Annotated in this window: 2 protein-coding genes; both read left to right on the plus strand. The window is 73.8% G+C overall.

What is annotated here, in order from left to right; all coding sequences use genetic code 11:
• A partial coding sequence (locus tag ACWEBX_RS13345; RefSeq protein WP_451884985.1) for a type I polyketide synthase occupies positions 1-10,485 on the plus strand: 10,485 nt, incomplete at its 5' end.
• Positions 10,486-10,531: 46 nt separating this feature from the next.
• On the plus strand, positions 10,532-20,629 hold the full coding sequence (locus ACWEBX_RS13350) for a type I polyketide synthase (RefSeq protein WP_451884986.1): 10,098 nt from the start codon (positions 10,532-10,534) through the stop codon (positions 20,627-20,629).
• The last annotated feature ends 32 nt before the right edge of the window (positions 20,630-20,661 follow it).

Below are 20,661 nucleotides of genomic sequence, written 5' to 3' on the forward strand. Positions count from 1 at the left end.
TTCGTCAGGGCCGCCCGCGCCACCGGCCCCGCCCAGGGGTGGTCGCCGCGTGGCACCGTCCTGATCACCGGTGGTACGGGTGCGCTGGGCGGGCATGTCGCCCGCTGGCTCGCCGGTGCCGGTGCCGAACACCTGGTGCTCACCAGCCGCCGCGGCCCCGCGGCGCCCGGCGCCGCGGAACTGGTCGCGGAGCTGGCGGAGCTCGGCGCGGCCACGACCGTCGTGGCCTGTGACGCGGCCGACCGTGAGGCCCTGCGGGCGCTGCTGGCCGAACACCCCGTCAACGCCGTCGTCCACGCCGCGGGCGTCGGCGACCACGTCATGATCGAGGACTCCGACCCGGCCGGGTTAGCCGGCACGGTGGCGGCCAAGGCCGCAGGTGCCACGCACCTGGACGAACTGCTGGCCGGTCAGGAGCTCGACGCGTTCGTCATGTTCTCCTCGGGCGCCGGCATCTGGGGCGGCGCCGGTCAGGGCGCCTACGCGGCGGCCAACGCCTACCTGGACGCCCTCGCCGAGCACCGGCGGGCACACGGGCGCACCGCGCTCGCCGTGTCCTGGGGCGGCTGGGCCGAGGGCGGCATGGCCGGCATCGACGACGGAGAGGAAATGCTGCGCCGCCGTGGCCTGCCGCCCATGCGGCCCGCCCTCGCGGTCTCCGCGCTCCAGCAGGCGCTGGCCGACGGCGAGACCGCCCGCACCGTCGCGGACTTCGAATGGGAACGGTTCATCGGCCCGTTCACCGTCGTCCGCCCCAGCGCCCTGTTCTCCGATGTGCCCGAGGCGCGCCGCGCCCTGGAGGCGCCGGCCCCCGGCGGCGCCGAAGCCGGCAACGCGCTCGCCGCGAAGCTGACCGGGCTGTCGGCGGGCGAGCAGGACCGCACGCTGGTGGACCTCGTCCGCACGCACGCGGCCGCCGTGCTCGGCCACGACGGCGCCGCGGCGGTGGAGCCCGGCCGGGCGTTCAGCGACCTCGGCTTCGACTCGCTCACCGCCGTCGAACTGCGCAACAAGCTCATGGCCGCCACCGGCCTGAAACTGCCCACCACGCTGGTCTTCGACCACCCCGACACCACGGCCCTGGCCCGGTTCCTGCACGCCGAACTGCTCGGTTCGCAGGTCGCCGTGCCGCAGGAGCGGCGCACGGCCGCCGTCGGCGACGAACCCATCGCGATCGTGGCCATGAGCTGCCGCCTTCCCGGCGGCGTCGGCTCGCCCGAGGACCTGTGGCAGCTCGTGACGTCCGGCGGCGACGCGATCTCCGGCTTCCCCGAGGACCGTGGCTGGGACGTCGAGGACCTCTACGACCCCGACCCGGGCACCCCGGGCAAGACGTACGCGCGCGACGGCGGGTTCCTCTACGACGCGGGCCACTTCGACGCCGCGCTGTTCGGGATCTCGCCGCGCGAGGCGCTCGCGATGGACCCCCAGCAGCGACTGCTGCTGGAGGCCTCGTGGGAGGCGTTCGAGCGGGCCGGCATCGACCCGGCCTCCCTGAAGGGCAGCCGCACCGGCGTGTTCGTCGGCATGTCCTACCAGGGCTACGGCGCGGGCCTTCAGCAGGTCCCGGAAGGCGTCGAAGGCCACCTGCTCACCGGCAGCGCCGCGAGCGTCGTCTCCGGGCGCGTGGCCTACTCGTTCGGACTGGAGGGCCCGGCGGTCACCGTCGACACGGCGTGCTCGTCGTCGCTGGTCGCCCTGCACCTGGCCATCCAGTCGCTGCGGGGCGGCGAGAGCACGATGGCCGTCGCGGGCGGGGTGAACGTCATGGCCGTACCGGCCGCGTTCGTGGAGTTCAGCCGCCAGCGCGGTCTGTCGCCCGACGGCCGTTGCAGGGCGTTCGGTGCGGGTGCCGACGGCACCGGCTGGGCGGAGGGCGTGGGCGTGGTGCTCGTGGAGCGTCTCTCCGACGCCGTGCGCAACGGCCACGAGGTCCTGGCGGTGGTACGGGGCAGCGCCGTGAACCAGGACGGGGCGTCCAACGGGCTGACCGCGCCGAACGGCCCCGCGCAGCAGCGGGTGATCCGGCAGGCCCTGGCCTCCGCCGGGCTCACCGAGGCCGACGTCGACGCGGTGGAGGCGCACGGTACGGGGACGCGGCTGGGTGACCCGATCGAGGCGCAGGCGCTGCTCGCCACGTACGGCCAGGGGCGGGACGGCGAACGGCCCTTGTGGCTGGGCTCGTTGAAGTCCAACATCGGTCACGCCCAGGCGGCGTCCGGCGTGGCCGGTGTGATCAAGATGGTCATGGCGATGCGCCACGGCATGCTGCCGCGGACCCTGCACGCTGATGAGCCGACGCCGCACGTGGACTGGTCGGCCGGTGATGTCCGGCTGCTGACCGAGGCCGTGGACTGGCCTGAGTCGGACCGTCCGCGCCGGGCCGCGATCTCGTCCTTCGGCGTCAGCGGCACCAACGCCCACACCATCATCGAGCAGGCCCCGCCGGCCGAACCGGTCGCCGTCGTACCGGTCGAGGTCTCCTCGGCGACCGTACCGTGGGTCCTGTCCGGCAAGTCCGAGGCCGCGCTGCGCGCCCAGGCCGAGAGCCTGCTGTCCCTCACCGCCGACGGCGCCGAACCGTCCCTCACCGACGTCGGCTTCTCCCTGGCCACCACCCGGACCGCCCTGGAGCACCGCGCCGCCGTGGTCGGTGCCGACCGCGGCCGGATTGCCGAGGGCCTACGGGCCCTGGCCGCGGGGGCGCCCGCTCCCGGCGTCGCCCTCGGCCGCGCCGACGCCGGCCAGGTCGGGTTCCTGTTCTCCGGGCAGGGCTCGCAGCGTATCGGCATGGGGCGGGAACTGTACGAGGCGTTCCCGGTCTTCGCGGAGGCGTACGACGAGGTGTGCGCCCACCTCGACCGGCACCTCGACCGGCCGCTGCGGGACGTGGCCTTCGGCGAGAACGGTCACGAGGACGGCGAGGAGCTGAACCGCACCGTCTTCACCCAGCCCGCGCTGTTCGCGCACGAGGTCGCCGTGCACCGACTGCTCGAATCGTGGGGTGTGCGGCCGGACTTCCTGGCCGGGCACTCCGTGGGCGAGATCGCGGCCGCGCACGTGGCCGGTGCCCTGTCGCTGGAGGACGCGGCCGCACTGGTGACGGCTCGTGCCGCGTTGATGCAGGCCCTGCCCGCCGGCGGGGCGATGATCGCCGTCCAGGCCACCGAGGACGAGGTGCTGCCGCATCTCACCGACGACGTCGGCATCGCGGCGATCAACGGCCCGCGGTCCGTCGTGGTCGCCGGAGCAGAGGACGCCGTAGCCGCCGTCGCGGACCACTTCGCCCGGGACGGCCGCAAGACCTCACGGCTCACCGTGAGCCACGCGTTCCACTCGCCGCTGATGGACCCCGTGCTGGCTGACTTCGCCCGCGTCGTCGGCGAATTGCGTTTCGAGACACCCCGGACACCGGTCGTCTCGAACCTCACCGGTGAGCTCGTCGACGCGTACACGCCCGACTACTGGGTCCGGCACGTCCGCGAGGCCGTGCGCTTCGCCGACGGCATCCGGACCCTGGCCGAGCTGGGTGTGACCACGTTCGTGGAGACCGGCCCCGGTGCGGTGCTGAGCGCCATGGCCCAGGGCTGCCTGGACGGCGCGGTCACCGTTCCCTCCGCACGGTCCGGCAGCCCCGAGCCCGAGGCGATCACCGGCGCCCTCGCGCAACTCCATGTGCACGGCGTCCCCGTCGACTGGCAGGCGTTCTTCGCCGGCCGCGGTGCCCGGCGCGCCGACCTGCCCACCTACGCCTTCCAGCACCAGCGGTACTGGCTGGAGACCACCGCGCCCCCGGCCGCCGCCGTCGCGGGGACCGACGTCGTGGAGGCCGGGTTCTGGGCGACGGTGGAGCGCGAGGACAGCCAGTCTCTCGCCGCCACCCTCGACCTGCCCGCCGAGCAACTGGACGCGGTGCTGCCCCGGCTGTCCGCGTGGCACCGACAGCAGCGTCAGGAGTCCGCGGTGGAAGGCTGGTCCTACCGCACGGGCTGGAAACCGCTCAGCGGCCTCCGGGCGCACGAACTGCCGGGCGACTGGCTGTTCCTGGTCACCGAGGACACCGAGGCTGTCGAGTGGACCGACGCCGTCGCCGACGGGCTCGCCGCCCGCGGGGCCCGGCTGCTCCGGGTGGCGGTCGACCCGGCCGCCGACCGCGGCGCACTGCTGCGGCAGCTCGGCGACGCGGTCCGGGAGACCTCGGTCGACGGAGTGATCTCCCTGCTCGGCACCGACGAGCGGCCCCACACCGGACACACGGCTCTCTCCGTCGGCACCGCGCTGTCCCTCGCGCTCGTCCAGGCCCTGGGCGACGCGGGCATCGACGCCCCGCTGTGGGCGCTGACGAGGTCCGCCATGTCCACCGGTCGCGCGGACACGGTGCCGAGCGCCACGCAGAACGCCGTCTGGGGTCTGGGCCGGGTGGCGGCGCTGGAGCACGCGCGGCGCTGGGGTGGTCTGATCGACCTCCCGGACACGGTCGACGACCGGGTCGCCGACCGCCTCGCAGCGGTGCTCGGCCGGTCGGCAGAGGAACAGTCGGCGGGGGACCAGTCGGCCGAGGACCAGATCGCGATCCGCGCCCGCGGCGTGTTCGGCCGCCGGCTGTCCCACACCGCAGCCCGCGGGAACACCCGGGCCGGGCAGCGGTGGTCGCCGCGCGGCACGGTGCTGATCACCGGTGGTACGGGTGCGCTGGGCGGCCACGTCGCCCGCTGGCTCGCCGGCGCCGGTGCCGAACACCTGGTGCTCGCCGGCCGCCGCGGCCTCGACGCGCCGGGCGCGGCCGGTCTCCTCGCGGAGCTGGAGGCGACCGGTGTCCGTGTCACCGTCGCCGCGTGCGACGTCGCCGACCGTGAGGCGCTCGCCGTGCTGCTCGCCGAGCACCCGGTGGACGCCGTCGTCCACACGGCGGGCGTGGACCGCCTGGAGCCACTGGAGGCCATGACACCGGGCTCCTTCGCCGACGTGCTGTCCGCCAAGACAGCCGGCGCCCTGCACCTCGACGCGCTCCTCGCCGACCGGGAACTCGACGCCTTCGTCCTCTTCTCGTCCATCGCCGGCGTGTGGGGCAGCGGCCACCAAGCCGCCTACGCGGCGGCCAACGCCCTGCTCGACGGACTCGCCGAACGCCGCCGGGCCCAAGGCCTGCCGGCGACCTCCGTGGCCTGGGGCCCGTGGGCCGGCGGCGGCATGGCCGAGGCCGACGGCGCGGACGAACGACTGCGCCGCCGCGGCCTGATTCCGATGCCCGCCACGCTCGCCGTGGCAGGCCTCCGGCAGGCGCTGGACTCCGGCGAGGCGACCGCCACAGTGGCCGACGTCGACTGGGAGCGGTTCCTGCCCCCGTTCACCATGGCCCGCCCGAGTGCCCTGCTCGGCGACCTCCCGGAGGCCGAGCGGATCCTCACCGCGGGCAGCACCGCCGGCGAGCCCGGCCCGGCCGCCGCCTCCCCCCTGGCCGACCGCCTCACCGGGCTGCCCGAGACCGAGCAGCACGCGCTGCTGGTCGACCTCGTCCGCGCACACGCGGCGGCCGTCCTCGGGCACAACAACGCCGGCGAGGTCGAGGCCGACCGGGCCTTCAAGGACCTCGGCTTCGACTCCCTGACCGCCGTCGAACTGCGCAACAAGATCAATGCCGAGAGCGGGCTCGCACTGCCGCCCACGCTGGTCTTCGACCACCCCAACGCCCGGGCACTCGCCCGGCAGTTGCGCACCGAGCTCACCGGCCTCACCATCGCGGCCGCACCAGAACCGGCCGCCGCGGCCGCCGAGGACGACGATCCCATCGCGATCGTCGGTATGGCGTGCCGGTATCCGGGCGGGGTCCGTTCGCCCGAGGACCTGTGGCAGTTGGTGGTCTCCGGTGGTGACGCCGTCGGCGAGTTCCCGGCGGACCGGGGCTGGGACGTGGAGGGCATCTACGACCCGGACCCGGACGTGTCCGGCAAGACGTACACGCGCCGCGGTGGATTCCTGTACGAGGCTGGGGAGTTCGATCCGGGGTTCTTCGGGATCAGCCCGCGTGAGGCCGTGGCGATGGATCCGCAGCAGCGGCTGTTGCTGGAGACCACGTGGGAGACGTTCGAGCGGGCGGGCATCGACGCGGAGTCGGTGCGCGGCAGCCGTACCGGGGTCTTCGTCGGCTCCGGCTACCAGGACTACGCCGCCCAGGCCTTCAACGCGATCGACGATTCCGAGGGCTTCTTCGGCACGGGCAACTCGGCGAGCATCATGTCCGGCCGTATCGCCTACACCCTCGGCCTGGAGGGTCCGGCGGTCACCGTCGACACGGCGTGCTCATCGTCGCTCGTGGCGCTGCACTGGGCGGTCCAGGCGCTGCGCAACGGCGAGTGCTCCATGGCGCTGGCCGGCGGCGTGATGGTCATGTCCACCCCGCGTGCCTTTGTGGAGTTCAGTCGGCAGCGCGGGTTGTCGCCCGACGGACGGTGCAAGGCGTTCGGTGCCGGTGCCGACGGCACGGGCTGGGGCGAGGGCGTCGGCATGCTGCTGGTGGAGCGGCTGACCGACGCGGAGCGCAACGGCCACGAGGTCCTGGCGGTGGTACGGGGCAGCGCCGTGAACCAGGACGGCGCGTCCAACGGTCTGACCGCGCCCAACGGCCCCGCGCAGCAGCGGGTGATCCGGCAGGCACTCACCTCCGCGGGCCTCATCACCGCTGACGTGGACGCGGTGGAGGCGCACGGTACGGGCACGACGCTGGGTGACCCGATCGAGGCGCAGGCGCTCCTTGCGACCTATGGGCAGGAGCGTGAACGGCCGCTCCTGCTGGGCTCGTTGAAGTCCAACATCGGTCACACGCAGGCCGCGGCGGGTGTCGCCGGTGTGATCAAGATGGTCATGGCGATGCGGCACGGAGTGCTCCCGCGGACCCTGCACGTCGACGAACCCACGCCGCATGTGGACTGGTCGGCCGGTGATGTCCGGCTGCTGACCGAGGCCGTCGACTGGCCGGAGACGGACCGCCCGCGCCGGGCCGCGATCTCGTCCTTCGGCGTCAGCGGCACCAACGCCCACACCATCATCGAACAGGCCCCCGCCACGGCGGAGTTGCCTCCCACCCCCGACTCCGGCGCACTCCTGCCGTGGCTGCTCTCCGCCAAGACCCGCGATGCTCTGCGCGACCAGGCACGACGGCTGCTGGACTTCGTGGAGGACGGCACGTCACCGGCCGATGTCGGCTTCTCGCTGGCCACCACCCGGAGCACTCTGCGCCACAGGGCGGCCGTCATCGGTGAGAGCTGTGACGACTTCCGCCGCGGACTGGAACGACTGGCAGCCGGAACGCCGTCGCCCGGAGTCGTCCGGGGGCGGCCGGGAGGCAAGGTCGGCTTTCTGTTCTCGGGTCAGGGTTCGCAACGCCTGGGCATGGGGCGTGAGTTGTACGAGGCTTTCCCTGTCTTCGCCGATGCGTACGACGCGGTGTGCGCGCGTCTGGATGTGCCGGTCGATGTCGAGGCCGAGGCTTTGCATCAGACGGGGTGCGCTCAGCCCGCGCTTTTCGCGGTGGAGGTGGCGCTGTTCCGGCTCCTCGAATCGTGGGGTGTGCGGCCGGATTATGTGGCTGGTCATTCGGTGGGTGAGATCGCGGCGGCGCATGTGGCCGGGGTGCTGTCGTTGGACGATGCCGTGAGGTTGGTGTCGGCGCGGGCCGCGTTGATGCAGGCGCTGCCTGCCGGTGGTGCGATGGTTGCGGTGCAGGCGGCCGAGGACGAGGTGCTGCCGCATTTGAGCGACGGCGTTGGTATCGCGGCGGTCAACGGGCCGGAGTCCGTCGTGGTCTCCGGTGCCGAGTACGGCGTGCTGGAGATCGCCGAGTTTTTCGCCCGACAGGGCCGCAAAACCTCCCGGTTGAAGGTCAGTCACGCGTTCCACTCGCCGTTGATGGACCCGATGCTGGAGGAGTTCGCCGAGGTCGTCAGCGGTCTGACGTTCAGTGAGCCGCGGATCCCTGTGGTCTCGAACCTCACCGGGCGTCTGGCCGAGTCGTACACGCCCGAGTACTGGGTTCGGCACGTGCGCGAGGCGGTGCGTTTCGCTGACGGCATCGAGACCCTCGGCGACCTGGGCGTGACCACGTTCGTGGAGATCGGTCCGGGCGGTGTCCTGAGCGGCATGGCACAGGCCTGTGCGGACGAGATCGTCACGATCCCCGTACTCCGAGCGGACCGCCCCGAGCGGCAGGCCGTCGTCACCGCGCTCGCCGAACTGCACGTGCACGGCGTGTCCGTGGACTGGAGCTCGTTCTTCGCCGGTGCGCGGAAGACCGACCTGCCCACCTACGCCTTCCAGCACGAGCGGTACTGGGTCGACGCCCCGGAAACCACTGCCGCCGCCGCGATGGACCCGGTGGACGCGGAGTTCTGGGAGAGCGTCGAGCGCGAGGACCTGCAGTCCCTCGCCGAGACGCTCGACATCGGGGCAGGGGAGGCGTTCGGCGATGTGTTGCCGAGGCTGTCGTCGTGGCGGCGGCAGCGCAAGGAGCAGTCCATCGTGGACGGCTGGCGCTACGGCGTCACCTGGAAAGCGATACCCGACCCCCCCACGGAGGATTCTGCCCGAAACGGCATATGGCTGGTTCCGGTCAGCGCCGCGCAACTCGGCGACGACTGGGTCGCCGCCTGCCTCCGTGCGCTGGCCGAGCGGGGCCTGGCCCCGCTGCCGGTCCCGGTCGAGCCGGCCGGCGGCCGTGAGGACCTGACCGCGCAGCTCACCCGCGCGGCCGGTGACGAGACGGTGGCGGGCGTCCTGTCACTGCTCGCCGTCGACGGCGAGACCGCCCCGCAGGCCGCGGCGTTGCCCGTCGGCGTCACGCTGTCCGTCCTGCTCGTCCAGGCCCTGGGCGACACGGGCATCGGCGCCCCGCTGTGGTGCGCGACCCGGAACGCGGTGGGCGTGAGCCCCGCCGACGAGGTGGCGGACCCGTACCAGTCCCAGGTCTGGGGTCTGGGCCGGGTGGCGGCGCTGGAGCACGCGCGGCGCTGGGGCGGTCTGATCGACCTCCCGGACACGGTCGACGACCGGGTCGCCGACCGCCTCGCCGCGGTGCTCGGCCAGTCGGCCGAGGACCAGGTCGCGATCCGCGACCGCGGGGTGTTCGCGCGGCGCCTGTCGCGTCTGCCCGCAGCCCGGAGCGACCGTTCGTGGTCGCCGCGCGGCACGGTGCTGGTCACCGGTGGTACGGGTGCGCTGGGCGGGCACGTCGCCCGCTGGCTCGCCGGTGCAGGTGCCGAACACCTGGTGCTCGCCGGCCGCCGCGGCCTCGACGCCCCCGGCGCCGCCGGCCTCAAGGCCGAGCTGGAGGAGGCGGGAGCGCGCGTGACCGTCGCCGCCTGCGACGTCGCCGACCGCGAGGCGCTGGCCGTGCTGCTCGCCGAGCACCCGGTGGACGCCGTCGTCCACACGGCCGGCGCCGCCGAGCCGGGCATGCTCGCCGAGACGAACCTGGGCGACTTCGCGGCGACGGTCGCCGCGAAGGCTCTCGGGGCCGTGCACCTCCACGAACTGCTCGGCGATCAGGTACTGGACGCCTTCGTCCTCTTCTCCTCCATCTCCGGTGTGTGGGGAGGCGGCGGGCAGGCCGCGTACTCGGCCGCGAACGCCTTCCTCGACGGCCTGGCGCAGCACCGGCGGGCCAGGGGCCTCGCCGCGACCGCGATCGCCTGGGGTCCGTGGGGCGAGGGCGGCATGGTCGCCGACGCCGGGGACGAGGAGCGGCTGCGGCAGCGCGGTCTGACCGTGCTGCGGCCGGACCGGGCGATCTCCGCGCTGCACGGTGCGCTGAGCGGCGGAGACGGCATGGTCACGGTGGCCGACGTGGACTGGGAGCGGTTCGTCGTCCCGTTCACCGTCAGCAGGCCGAGCGCGCTGCTGAGCGACCTGCCCGAGGTCAGGGACGCCCTCGCGGAGGAGCATGCCGAGCAGGCCGCCGAGCCGTCCGCGCTCACCGCGAAGCTGTCCACGCTGTCCGAAGGCGAACAGCAACGCCTGCTCGTGGACACGGTGTGCGCGCACGCGGCGGCCGTACTCGGCCACAGCGGCTCCGCGGCGGTGGAACCGGACCTGGCGTTCCGGGACCTCGGCTTCGACTCCCTGACCGCGGTGGAGCTGCGCAACCTGCTCACTGCCGACACCGGCCTGACCCTGCCCGCGACGCTGGTCTTCGACCACCCGACGCCCGAGGCGATCGCCCGCCACCTGCGGAGCGAACTCGGCGGCAAGACGGGCCCCGAGAAGGTGTCGGTCTTCAGCGAGCTCGACCGGTTGGAGTCGGTGATCTCGACGGCCGCCTCGGCCGAGGACACGGTCCGGTCGGGGGTGCGGAGGCGACTGCAGGAACTGCTGTCCCTGGTGAATTCCGCCGGAGAGCAAGGCGCGGAATCAGCCGATGCGCAGCGACAGCTCCAGGACGCGACGATCGACGACATCTTCGATCTGATCGATCAAGATCTAGAAAATTCCTAGTTCTTGCCGCCCTACCTTTAACGACAGCCGAGGACGGATGAGGCGGATGAGCAGCAACGAAGACAGGCTTCTCGATTATCTCAAGCGCGTCACCGGAGACCTTCGTCAGGTCCGGGAGCGTCTTCGCGAGGTCGAGGAGAAGGACGCGGAACCCATCGCCATCGTCGGTATGGCGTGCCGGTATCCGGGCGGGGTGCGTTCGCCGGAGGACCTGTGGCAGTTGGTGGTCTCCGGTGGTGACGCGGTCGGCGAGTTCCCGGCGGATCGGGGCTGGGACGTGGAGGGCATCTACGACCCGGACCCGGAGGCGACGGGGAAGACGTACGCGCGCCGCGGTGGATTCCTGTACGGGGCGGGGGAGTTCGATCCGGGGTTCTTCGGGATCAGCCCGCGTGAGGCCGTGGCGATGGATCCGCAGCAGCGGCTGTTGCTGGAGACCACGTGGGAGACGTTCGAGCGGGCGGGCATCGACGCGGAGTCGGTGCGCGGCAGCCGTACCGGAGTCTTCGTCGGCTCCGGCTACCAGGACTATGTCAACCTTCTGGTCGGGGTGGGCGGCGAGTCCGACGGCCATCTGGGGACCGGCAACTCGGCCAGCGTGATGTCCGGCCGCATCGCCTACACCTTCGGCCTGGAGGGTCCGGCGGTCACGGTAGACACGGCGTGTTCGTCGTCGCTGGTGGCGCTGCACTGGGCGGTCCAGGCGCTGCGCGGCGGCGAGTGCTCCATGGCGCTGGCCGGCGGTGTGCAGGTGATGACCACCCCCACCGCGTTCGTGGAGTTCAGCCGGCAGCGCGGGCTGGCCCCCGACGGACGGTGCAAGGCGTTCGGTGCCGGGGCCGACGGCACCGGCTGGGCGGAGGGCGTCGGCATGCTCCTGGTGGAGCGGCTGTCCGACGCCGTGCGCAACGAGCACCGGGTGCTGGCGGTGGTGCGGGGCAGTGCCGTGAACCAGGACGGTGCGTCCAACGGCCTGACGGCGCCGAACGGTCCGGCGCAGCAGCGGGTGATCCGCCAGGCCCTGGTGTCGGCCGGCCTGTCTCCCGCTCAGATCGACGCGGTGGAGGCGCACGGTACGGGGACGCGGCTGGGTGACCCGATCGAGGCGCAGGCGCTGCTCGCCACGTACGGCCGGGAGCGGCCGGAGGGTCGGCCGCTGTGGCTGGGTTCGCTGAAGTCCAACATCGGTCACGCGCAGGCTGCGGCGGGCGTCGGCGGCATCATCAAGATGGTCATGGCGATGCGCCACGGCATCCTGCCGCGGACCCTGCACGCTGATGAGCCGACGCCGCACGTGGACTGGTCCGCCGGTGACGTCCGGCTGCTGACCGAGGCCGTGGAGTGGCCGGAGACCGATCACCCGCGCCGGGCCGCGATCTCGTCCTTCGGTGTCAGCGGCACCAACGCCCACACCATCATCGAACAGGCCCCGCCGGTCCGGGACGAGGAGCCCGCAGGAGCGCTCGCCGACGGCCCCCTGGCTTGGGTGCTCTCCGCCAGGAGCGATGCGGCGCTGCGGGACCAGGCGGCCCGGCTGCTGCCTTTCGTACGGGGCGAGGTCCGGCCGCGGGACGTCGGGCTGTCGCTGGCCACGACCCGCGCGGCCATGCGCCACCGGGCCGCGGTCGTGGGGGAGAACCGTGAGGAACTGCTTCTCGGGCTGGCGGACCTGGCGGCTGGGACCCCGTCGTCCCATGTGCTGCCGGGGCGCCCGGCCGGCGGCAAGACCGGCTTCCTCTTCTCCGGTCAGGGCTCGCAGCGTCTGGGCATGGGGCGTGAGCTGTACGCGGCGTTCCCCGCCTTCGCCGCGGCCTACGACGAGGTGTGCGCGCACCTGGACGCCCCGGTCGACGTCGATGCCGAGACGCTTCACCGGACCGGGTGCGCCCAGCCCGCCCTCTTCGCGGTCGAGGTGGCCCTGTTCCGGCTCCTTGAATCCTTGGGCGTCCGGCCCGACTTCGTCATGGGCCACTCCGTGGGCGAGATCGCCGCCGCGCACGTGGCCGGTGCGTTGTCCCTCGACGACGCGGCGAAGCTGGTGTCCGCGCGTGCCGCGCTGATGCAGGCCCTGCCCACCGGCGGCGCGATGGTGGCGGTCCAGGCCGGCGAGGAGGAGGTACTGCCGCACCTCACCGGCGGGGTGGGCATCGCCGCGGTCAACGGCCCCTCGTCGGTGGTGGTTTCCGGTGCCGAGGACGCCGTGCTGGAGATTGCCGAGGTGTTCGCCCGGCAGGGCCGCAAGACGTCCCGGTTGAAGGTCAGTCACGCGTTCCACTCGCCGCTGATGGACCCGATGCTGGAAGAGTTCGCGCGGGTCGTTCGTGGCCTGGCCTTCGAGAAGCCCCGACTTCCCGTCGTCTCCAACCTGACGGGCCGGCTCGTCGAGTCGTACAGCCCCGAGTACTGGGTCCGGCACGTCCGTGAGGCCGTCCGCTTCGCCGACGGCGTCGGGACCCTGCACGGCCTGGGGGTGACCACGTTCGTCGAGATCGGCCCCGGCGGAGTCCTCGGCGCCCTGACGCAGGCCTGCGTGGACGAGGCGGTCACCGTGCCCGTGCTGCGCGGTGACCGCTCCGAGCGGCAGGCGCTCGTGACGTCCCTGGCCCACCTGCACACGCACGGCGTGTCCGTGGACTGGAACGCGTTCTTCGCCGGTGCGCGCAGGACCGATCTGCCGACCTACGCCTTCCAGCACGAGCGGTACTGGGTCGACGCCCCGGACAAGGCCGCCTCCGTCGTGGACCCGGTGGACGCGGAGTTCTGGGAGAACGTGGAGCGCGGGGACCTGCCGGCGCTCGCCGAGTCCCTGGGCATCGGGGCGGGGGACGCGTTCGGTGACGTACTGCCGAGGCTGTCGTCCTGGCGGCGGCAGCGCAAGGAGCAGTCCGCCGTCGACGACCGGCGCTACCGCGAGTCGTGGAAGCGCCTGGGCGAGCCCGCTCCGGCCGGCACCGGCGGAACCTGGCTGTTCGCCGTGCCGGAGGAGGAGAACGAGCAGACCGCCGCGGTCCGCACCGCGCTCACCGCCCGCGGCGCCACCATGCAGACGCTGGTCGTCGGCGCGGAGAGCGACCGCGCCGCCCTGGCCGGGGAGCTGGCCGGGATCGGGCCGGTCGACGGCGTGCTGTCCCTGTTCGTCACCGGCGACCCCGTGCTGCCCACCCTGCTGCTCGTCCAGGCCCTGGGCGACGCGGGCGTCGACGCCCCGTTGTGGTGCCTCACCTCGGGAGCGGTGGCCGTGAGCGGCTCCGACGCGTTACGCGACGCCCGGCACGCCCAGGTCTGGGGCCTGGGCCGCACCGTCGCCCTGGAGCTGCCCCGGCGCTGGGGCGGCCTGATCGACCTGCCGGAGTCCGTCGACGACCAGGCCGCCGCACGCCTGGCCGACGTGCTGGGACAGGCGCTGACGGGCCGGTGGGCGGAGGACCAGCTCGCCGTCCGCGCCTCCGGCGTCTTCGCCCGGCGGCTCGCCCACGCACCGGCACGCGCCGCCACCCGTCGCTGGCAGCCCCACGGCACCGTCCTCATCACCGGCGGTACGGGCGCACTGGGCGGCCACGTCGCCCGCTGGCTGGCGCGCGACGGCGCCGAACACCTCGTCCTCGCCGGCCGCCGGGGGGCGAACGCCCCGGGCGCCGCCGCCCTGCGGGACGAGCTGGAAGCCCTCGGCACCCGCGTCACACTCGCCGCCTGCGACATGGCCGACCGCGACGCCGTGGCGGCCCTGCTCGCCGAGCACTCCTTCACCGCCGTCGTACACGCCGCCGGAGTCGCCGACGGCGGCACCGTGGACGCCACCACCCCGGCCGCCTTCGCCGCCGCGCTCGCCGCCAAGACCGGCGGCGCGGCGCACCTGGACGAGCTGCTGGGCGACCAGGAGCTCGACGCCTTCGTCCTCTTTTCCTCCGTCTCCGGCGTCTGGGGCAGCGGCGGCCAGGCCGCCTACGCCGCCGGCAACGCCTTCCTCGACGCTCTCGCCCGGCAGCGCCGTGACCGCGGCCGCACCGCGACCGCCGTCTCCTGGGGCCCCTGGGCCGACGGCGGCATGGTCGAGGACGGCGACGACGAGGAGCGGCTGCGCCGCCGCGGCCTCCGCGCGATGACCCCCGCATCGGCGATCACCGCCCTGCAAAGCGCGCTCGACCGCGACGAGACCCTGCTGACCGTGGCCGACGTGAACTGGCCGCAATTCATCGTGCCGTTCACCCTCGGCCGGCCCAGCCCGCTGCTCGGCGACCTCCCCGAGGTGCGCGCGACGCTCGCGGAGGACGCCCCCCGAGCGGGCCACGGCTCCGGGGCGCTCGCCGAGAGCATGGCCGGGCTGTCGCACGAAGACCGCGCACGCGCCCTCGTGGACCTCGTACGCACGCACGCCGCCGCCGTCCTCGGCCACCGCACAGTGGCCGCCGTCGAGGCCGACCGGCCCTTCCGGGACCTCGGCTTCGACTCCCTGACCGCGGTGGAACTCCGCAACCGCGTCAACGAGGTCACCGGCCTCGCCCTTCCCACGACGCTGGTCTTCGACCACCCCACGGCCGCGGACCTCGCCGCCCGCCTGCTCACCGAACTCACCGGCGGACACGACGTGGCGGCCACGGCCGCGCCGGTAACCGCGGTGCCGGCCGAGCCGATCGCCATCGTCGGGATGGCCTGCCGCTACCCCGGCGGCGTGCGTTCGCCCGAGGACCTGTGGGAGCTGGTCGCCTCCGGCCGCGACGCGATCTCCCGCTTCCCCGGCAACCGCGGCTGGGACGTCGAGGCGCTCTACCACCCGGACCCCGATCACCCAGGTACCACGTACACCACCCAGGGCGGATTCCTGCACGACGCGGACGAGTTCGACCCCGCCGTCTTCGGAATCAGCCCCCGTGAGGCCGTCGCCATGGACCCGCAGCAGCGCCTGTTGCTGGAGACCGCCTGGGAGGCCTTCGAGCGCGCCGGGATCGCCCCCCACACGATGCGCTCAACCGACACGGGTGTCTTCGTCGGCTCCGGCTACCAGGACTACACCGGTCGCCCGCTCAAGGTGCCCGACGGTGTGGAGGGCTACCTTTCCAGTGGCAACGCGGCCAGTGTGATCTCCGGCCGACTCTCCTACACCTTCGGCCTGCGGGGGCCGTCGGTCACCGTCGACACCGCGTGCTCGTCCTCACTGACCGCTCTCCATCTCGCCGTACAGGCGCTGCGGGGCGGCGAGTGCTCCATGGCGCTGGCCGGCGGCGTGATGGTGATGGCCGGACCGTCCGCGTTCACGATGTCGAGCCGGCAGCGCGCGCTGTCCGCCGACGGCCGCTGCAAGGCGTTCTCCTCGTCCGCCGACGGCACCGGCTTCGCCGAGGGCGTGGGCCTGGTCCTGGTCGAGCGGCTGTCCGACGCCCGCCGCAACGGACACGAGGTCCTCGCCGTCGTACGGGGCAGCGCGGTCAACCAGGACGGCGCCTCCAACGGCCTGACCGCGCCCAGCGGCAGGGCCCAGCAACAGGTCATCCGGCAGGCGCTGGCCAATGCCCGGCTCGCCCCGGACGGAGTGGACGTCGTGGAGGCCCACGGCACCGGAACCCGGCTCGGCGACCCGATCGAGGCGCGGGCGCTGCTCGCCACGTACGGCAACGGGCGCAGTGCCGACCGGCCGCTGTGGCTGGGCTCGCTGAAGTCCAACATCGGCCACACGCAGGCGGCCGCGGGCGTCGGCGGCGTCATCAAGATGGTGATGGCCATCCGTAGCGGCATCCTGCCGCGGACGCTGCACGTCGACGAGCCGACCCCGGACGTCGACTGGGCCGACGGGAACGTGCGCCTGCTCACCGAGCAGACCGCCTGGCCCGACCGGGACAGGCCACGGCGTGCGGCCGTCTCCTCGTTCGGGATGAGCGGCACCAACGTGCACACCGTCATCGAGCAGGCACCGACGGCCGATCCCGTCGCCGAGGGGGAGCCGGCCCCGCGGACCGTGCCCGCCACCGACGGTGAGCAGGCCTCCGCGGCGCAGGACGCGACCGCCGCCCGGCCCCTGGACGTGCTCCCGTGGGCGCTGTCCGCGAAGTCCGTCCGGTCCCTGCGCGAGCAGGCCCGCCGGCTCCTGACCCACCTCGACCGCGCCGAAGGGCTCTCGCTGCCCGACGTCGGCCGCGCCCTCGTCACCACGCGGACGCAGCTGGAGCAGCGGGCCGTGGTCGTCGGCCGTGACCGGCACGGGCTGCGGGCCGGACTCGCGGCGCTCGCCGACGGCGAACCCGCGGACACCGTGGTCCAGGGCACCGCCGCGGCCTCCGGCAAGGTCGCCTTCATCTTCCCCGGCCACGGCTCGCAGTGGACCGGGATGGCCCGCGAACTACTGGACACTTCCCCGGTCTTCGCCGAGCAGGCCAAGGCCTGCGCCGAGGCGTTCGCCCCCTACCTCGACTGGCCGCTGCTCGACGTCCTGCGCGCCGAGCCCGACGCACCGGACGTGGCCGAGGTGGAGGTCGCCCAGCCCGCGCTGTTCACCGTCATGGTGTCGCTGGCCGCCCTGTGGCGCTCCCACGGTGTGACGCCCGCCGCCGTCGTCGGCCACTCGCAGGGCGAGGTCGCCGCCGCGTACGTCGCGGGCGCGCTGACCCTGGACGACGCCGCCCGGATCGTGGCCCTGCGCAGCCGCTCGCTGACCAGGCTCATCGGCAAGGGCGCGATGCTCGCGGTCGCCATGCCCGCCGACCGGGTGCGCGCGAGGCTGGAGAAGTACGGGGACCGGCTGTCGGTCGCCGCCGTGAACGGGCCCGCCGCGCTGACCGTCTCCGGAGACCCCGACGCGGTCGACGAACTCCTGGCGGAACTCGAAGCCGAGGGCGTGCGCGTGCGCAAGGTCCGCGGCGCCACCGGCGCCGGGCACTCCGCCCAGGTCGAGAGCCTGCGCCCGGAACTGCTCGACCTGCTGGCCCCGGTCGCGCCGGGCGCGGCGGACATCCCCTTCTACTCCGCGGTGACCGGCACCGTGCTGGACACCACCGCCCTCGACGCCGAGTACTGGTACCGCAACGTCCGGCACACGGTGGAGTTCGAGCGGACCGTACGGACGCTGCTCGCCGACGGGCACGGGGTGTTCGTCGAGTGCAGCCCGCACCCGCTGCTGGCCGACGCGGTGCAGGAGATCGCGGAGGAGGCCGGTGCCGCCGCCGTGACCGGTGCCTCGCTGCGCAGGGGCCAGGGCGGCATGGACCGCTTCCTGCGCTCCGTGTCCGAACTGCACGTGAGCGGCGTGCACGTGGACCTGACGGTCCCCTTCGCCGGGCGTCCGCCACGGCACGTGGACCTGCCGACGTACGCGTTCCAACGGCAGCGGTACTGGCTGGAGAGCGCCGACCCGGTGCCCGAGGGCGCCGATCCGGTCGAGGCCGGGTTCTGGGAGCTGGTGGAGAACTCGGACCTGTCCGGGCTCGCCGAGGAACTCGGGGCGGACGACGCCGCCCTCGTCGGCCCGGCGCTGCCGGTCCTGTCCGCGTGGCGTCGGCGCAGCCGTGAGAAGTCCACGGTGGACGGCTGGCGCTACCGCGTCTCCTTCCGGCGGCTGACCGACCACCCGGCCCCCGGCCTGGACGGCCTGTGGCTCGCCGTCCTGCCCGCCGGGCTGGCGGACGAGCAGTGGGCGCCCTGTGTCGTCGGCGTGCTCGGTGCCCATGGCGCCAAGGTGCGGGTCGTCGAACTCCCCGTCGACTGCGACCGCGACCGGGCCGCGCAGCGGCTCGCCGAGGAACTCGGCGGCGAACAGCCCGCCGGTGTCGTCTCGATGCTCGGCCTCGCCCCCGGCCGCCACCCTGTCCACCCGACGTTGTCCGCGAGCCTCGCCGCGACCGTCACCCTGCTGCAGGCGCTGGGCGACGTGGACGTCCAGGCACCGCTGTGGTGCGCGACCCGCGGAGCCGTGTCCACCGGAGCCACCGACCCGCTGCGCGACGCCGACCAGGCACAGCTCTGGGGCCTGGGTGTCGTCGCCGCACTGGAACTGCCCCGGCGCTGGGGCGGTCTCGTCGACCTGCCCGAGAAGCTGGACGAGCACGCGCTGCGCCGCCTGGCCGGAGTGCTGGCCCGGCACGACGAGGACCAGCTCGCCGTACGGGGCGACGGCGTGTACGGCCGGCGCATGGTCCGGGCGCGGCCCGCCGACGCGGAGCCCGCGACACCGTGGCGGCCTCGCGGCACCGTCCTGGTCACCGGCGGAACCGGCGGCGTGGGCCGGCATCTGGCGCGTTGGCTGGCCGGAGCGGGCGCGCAGCACCTGGTGCTCACCAGCAGGAGCGGGCCCGACGCCCCCGGTGCGCAGGAGCTGCACGCGGAGCTGACCGCCCTGGGCGCCGACGTGACCGTCGCCGCCTGCGACATCGCCGACCGCGACGCGGTCGCGCGGCTGCTCGCCGGTATCGAGTCCCGGCACCCGCTCACCGCGGTGCTGCACGCCGCCGGCACGGCACGGTCGTCCATGCTGGTCGCCGCCGGTCTCGACGAGTTCGCCGAGACCGCGGCCGCCAAGGTCGCCGGCGCCGTCCACCTCGACGAGCTGCTCGACGGCCGTGAGCTGGACGCGTTCGTCCTCTTCTCCTCCGGTGCCGGCGTCTGGGGCAGCGGTGGGCAGGCCTCCTACGCCTGCGCCAACGCCTTCCTCGACGCCCTGGCACTGCGCAGGCGGGCCCGCGGACTGACCGCGACCTCGGTCGCCTGGGGCGGGTGGGCGGGCGGCGGCATGGTCGACGACGCGGTCCAGGAGCGAGGCGAGCGGCGGGGACTGGGCACCATGGCCCCCGAGCTCGCGATCTCCGCCCTGCGCCAGGCCGTCGACCACGACGAGGCGGCCCTCGTCGTCGCCCCGATCGACTGGGAGAAGTTCCTGCCCGCCTTCACCGTGGGACGGCCCAGCCCGCTGCTGGCCGACCTGCCCGACGTACAGCGACTCATGGAGACCGAGCGGTCCGCCGGCGAGGAGACCGGCGCCGGAGCGGAGCTGGCGACCGAGGTCGCCGGACTCGCCCCGGCCGAGCGGGAGGAACGACTGCTGGAGCACATCCGCGCCCAGAGCGCCGTGGTGCTCGGTCACGCGTCGGCCGAGGAGGTACCGCCCACCGCGCACTTCCTGGAGCTCGGCTTCGACTCGCTCACCGCGATCGACCTGCGCCGACGCCTGTCCGCAGCGACCGGTCTGCGGCTGCCCGCCGCACTGGCCTTCGACCATCCCACACCCGCCAGGCTCGCCCGGTACCTGGCGGCACGGTTCCGGGACGCCGGCAGCGGCGCGGCGGAGGAGGAGCGGCCCGCCGACATGCTGGTCCAGCTCTACCGGCACGCCAGCGAGAACGGGACGGCCGCCGAGGCCATGGGGATGCTGATGGAGGCGGCCCGCTTCCGGCCCTCGTTCGCGCGGCTCGAGGAACTGGACCGGCCGCCCGCCCCGGTGCGCCTGTCACAAGGCGACCGTCCCTACGCGCTGATGTGCCTCTCCCCGTACGTCGTACCGGCCGGGGCGCACCAGTACGCGCGGTTCGCCGCCCCCTTCCGCGACCGGCTGGACGTGTGGGCGCTGGTCAACCCCGGCTACGAGAAGGGTGAGCCGGTCCCGTCCGATCCGGACGTCGTGCTCCGCCTGCACGCGCAGACCGTACGGGAGTGCGCCGGCGGAAAGCCGGTCGTCCTGCTCGGCTACTCCTCGGGCGGCTGGATCGCCCACGGAGTGGCGGCACACCTGGAGGCCATGGGCGAACGGCCGGCGGCCGTGGTGATGGTCGACAGCTTCAGCCGGCAGGTCCCCTTCGACCACCAGGTGCTGGGCGCGATGGCCCAGGCACAGTCGCAGCGCCTTGACTTCATGAGGTCCGGCGGCGAACAGCTCACCGCGATGGGCCGCTACATGAGCCTGTTCGACGACTGGGCCGCGCCGCGGATCGCCGCGCCGACCCTGCTCGTACGGGCGAGCGAGCCCGTGCCGGCCGGCGCCGCCGACGGCGACGGGCGCGCGGCACCGCCCGAGCACGTGGACACGACCGTCGAAGTGACCGGAAACCACTACTCGATGCTGGAGGACCACGCCGGCACCACCGCGGCGGCGGTGGATTCCTGGCTGGCGGACGTCGTCACCGATGCTTCCGGCCCCGCCGCACCTCCGGACGCAACGACCGCATGACCGGCCCGCGACCACCGCGAGCACCCCGGACC

It is taken from the genome of Streptomyces sp. NPDC005070 (genome assembly GCF_053600395.1).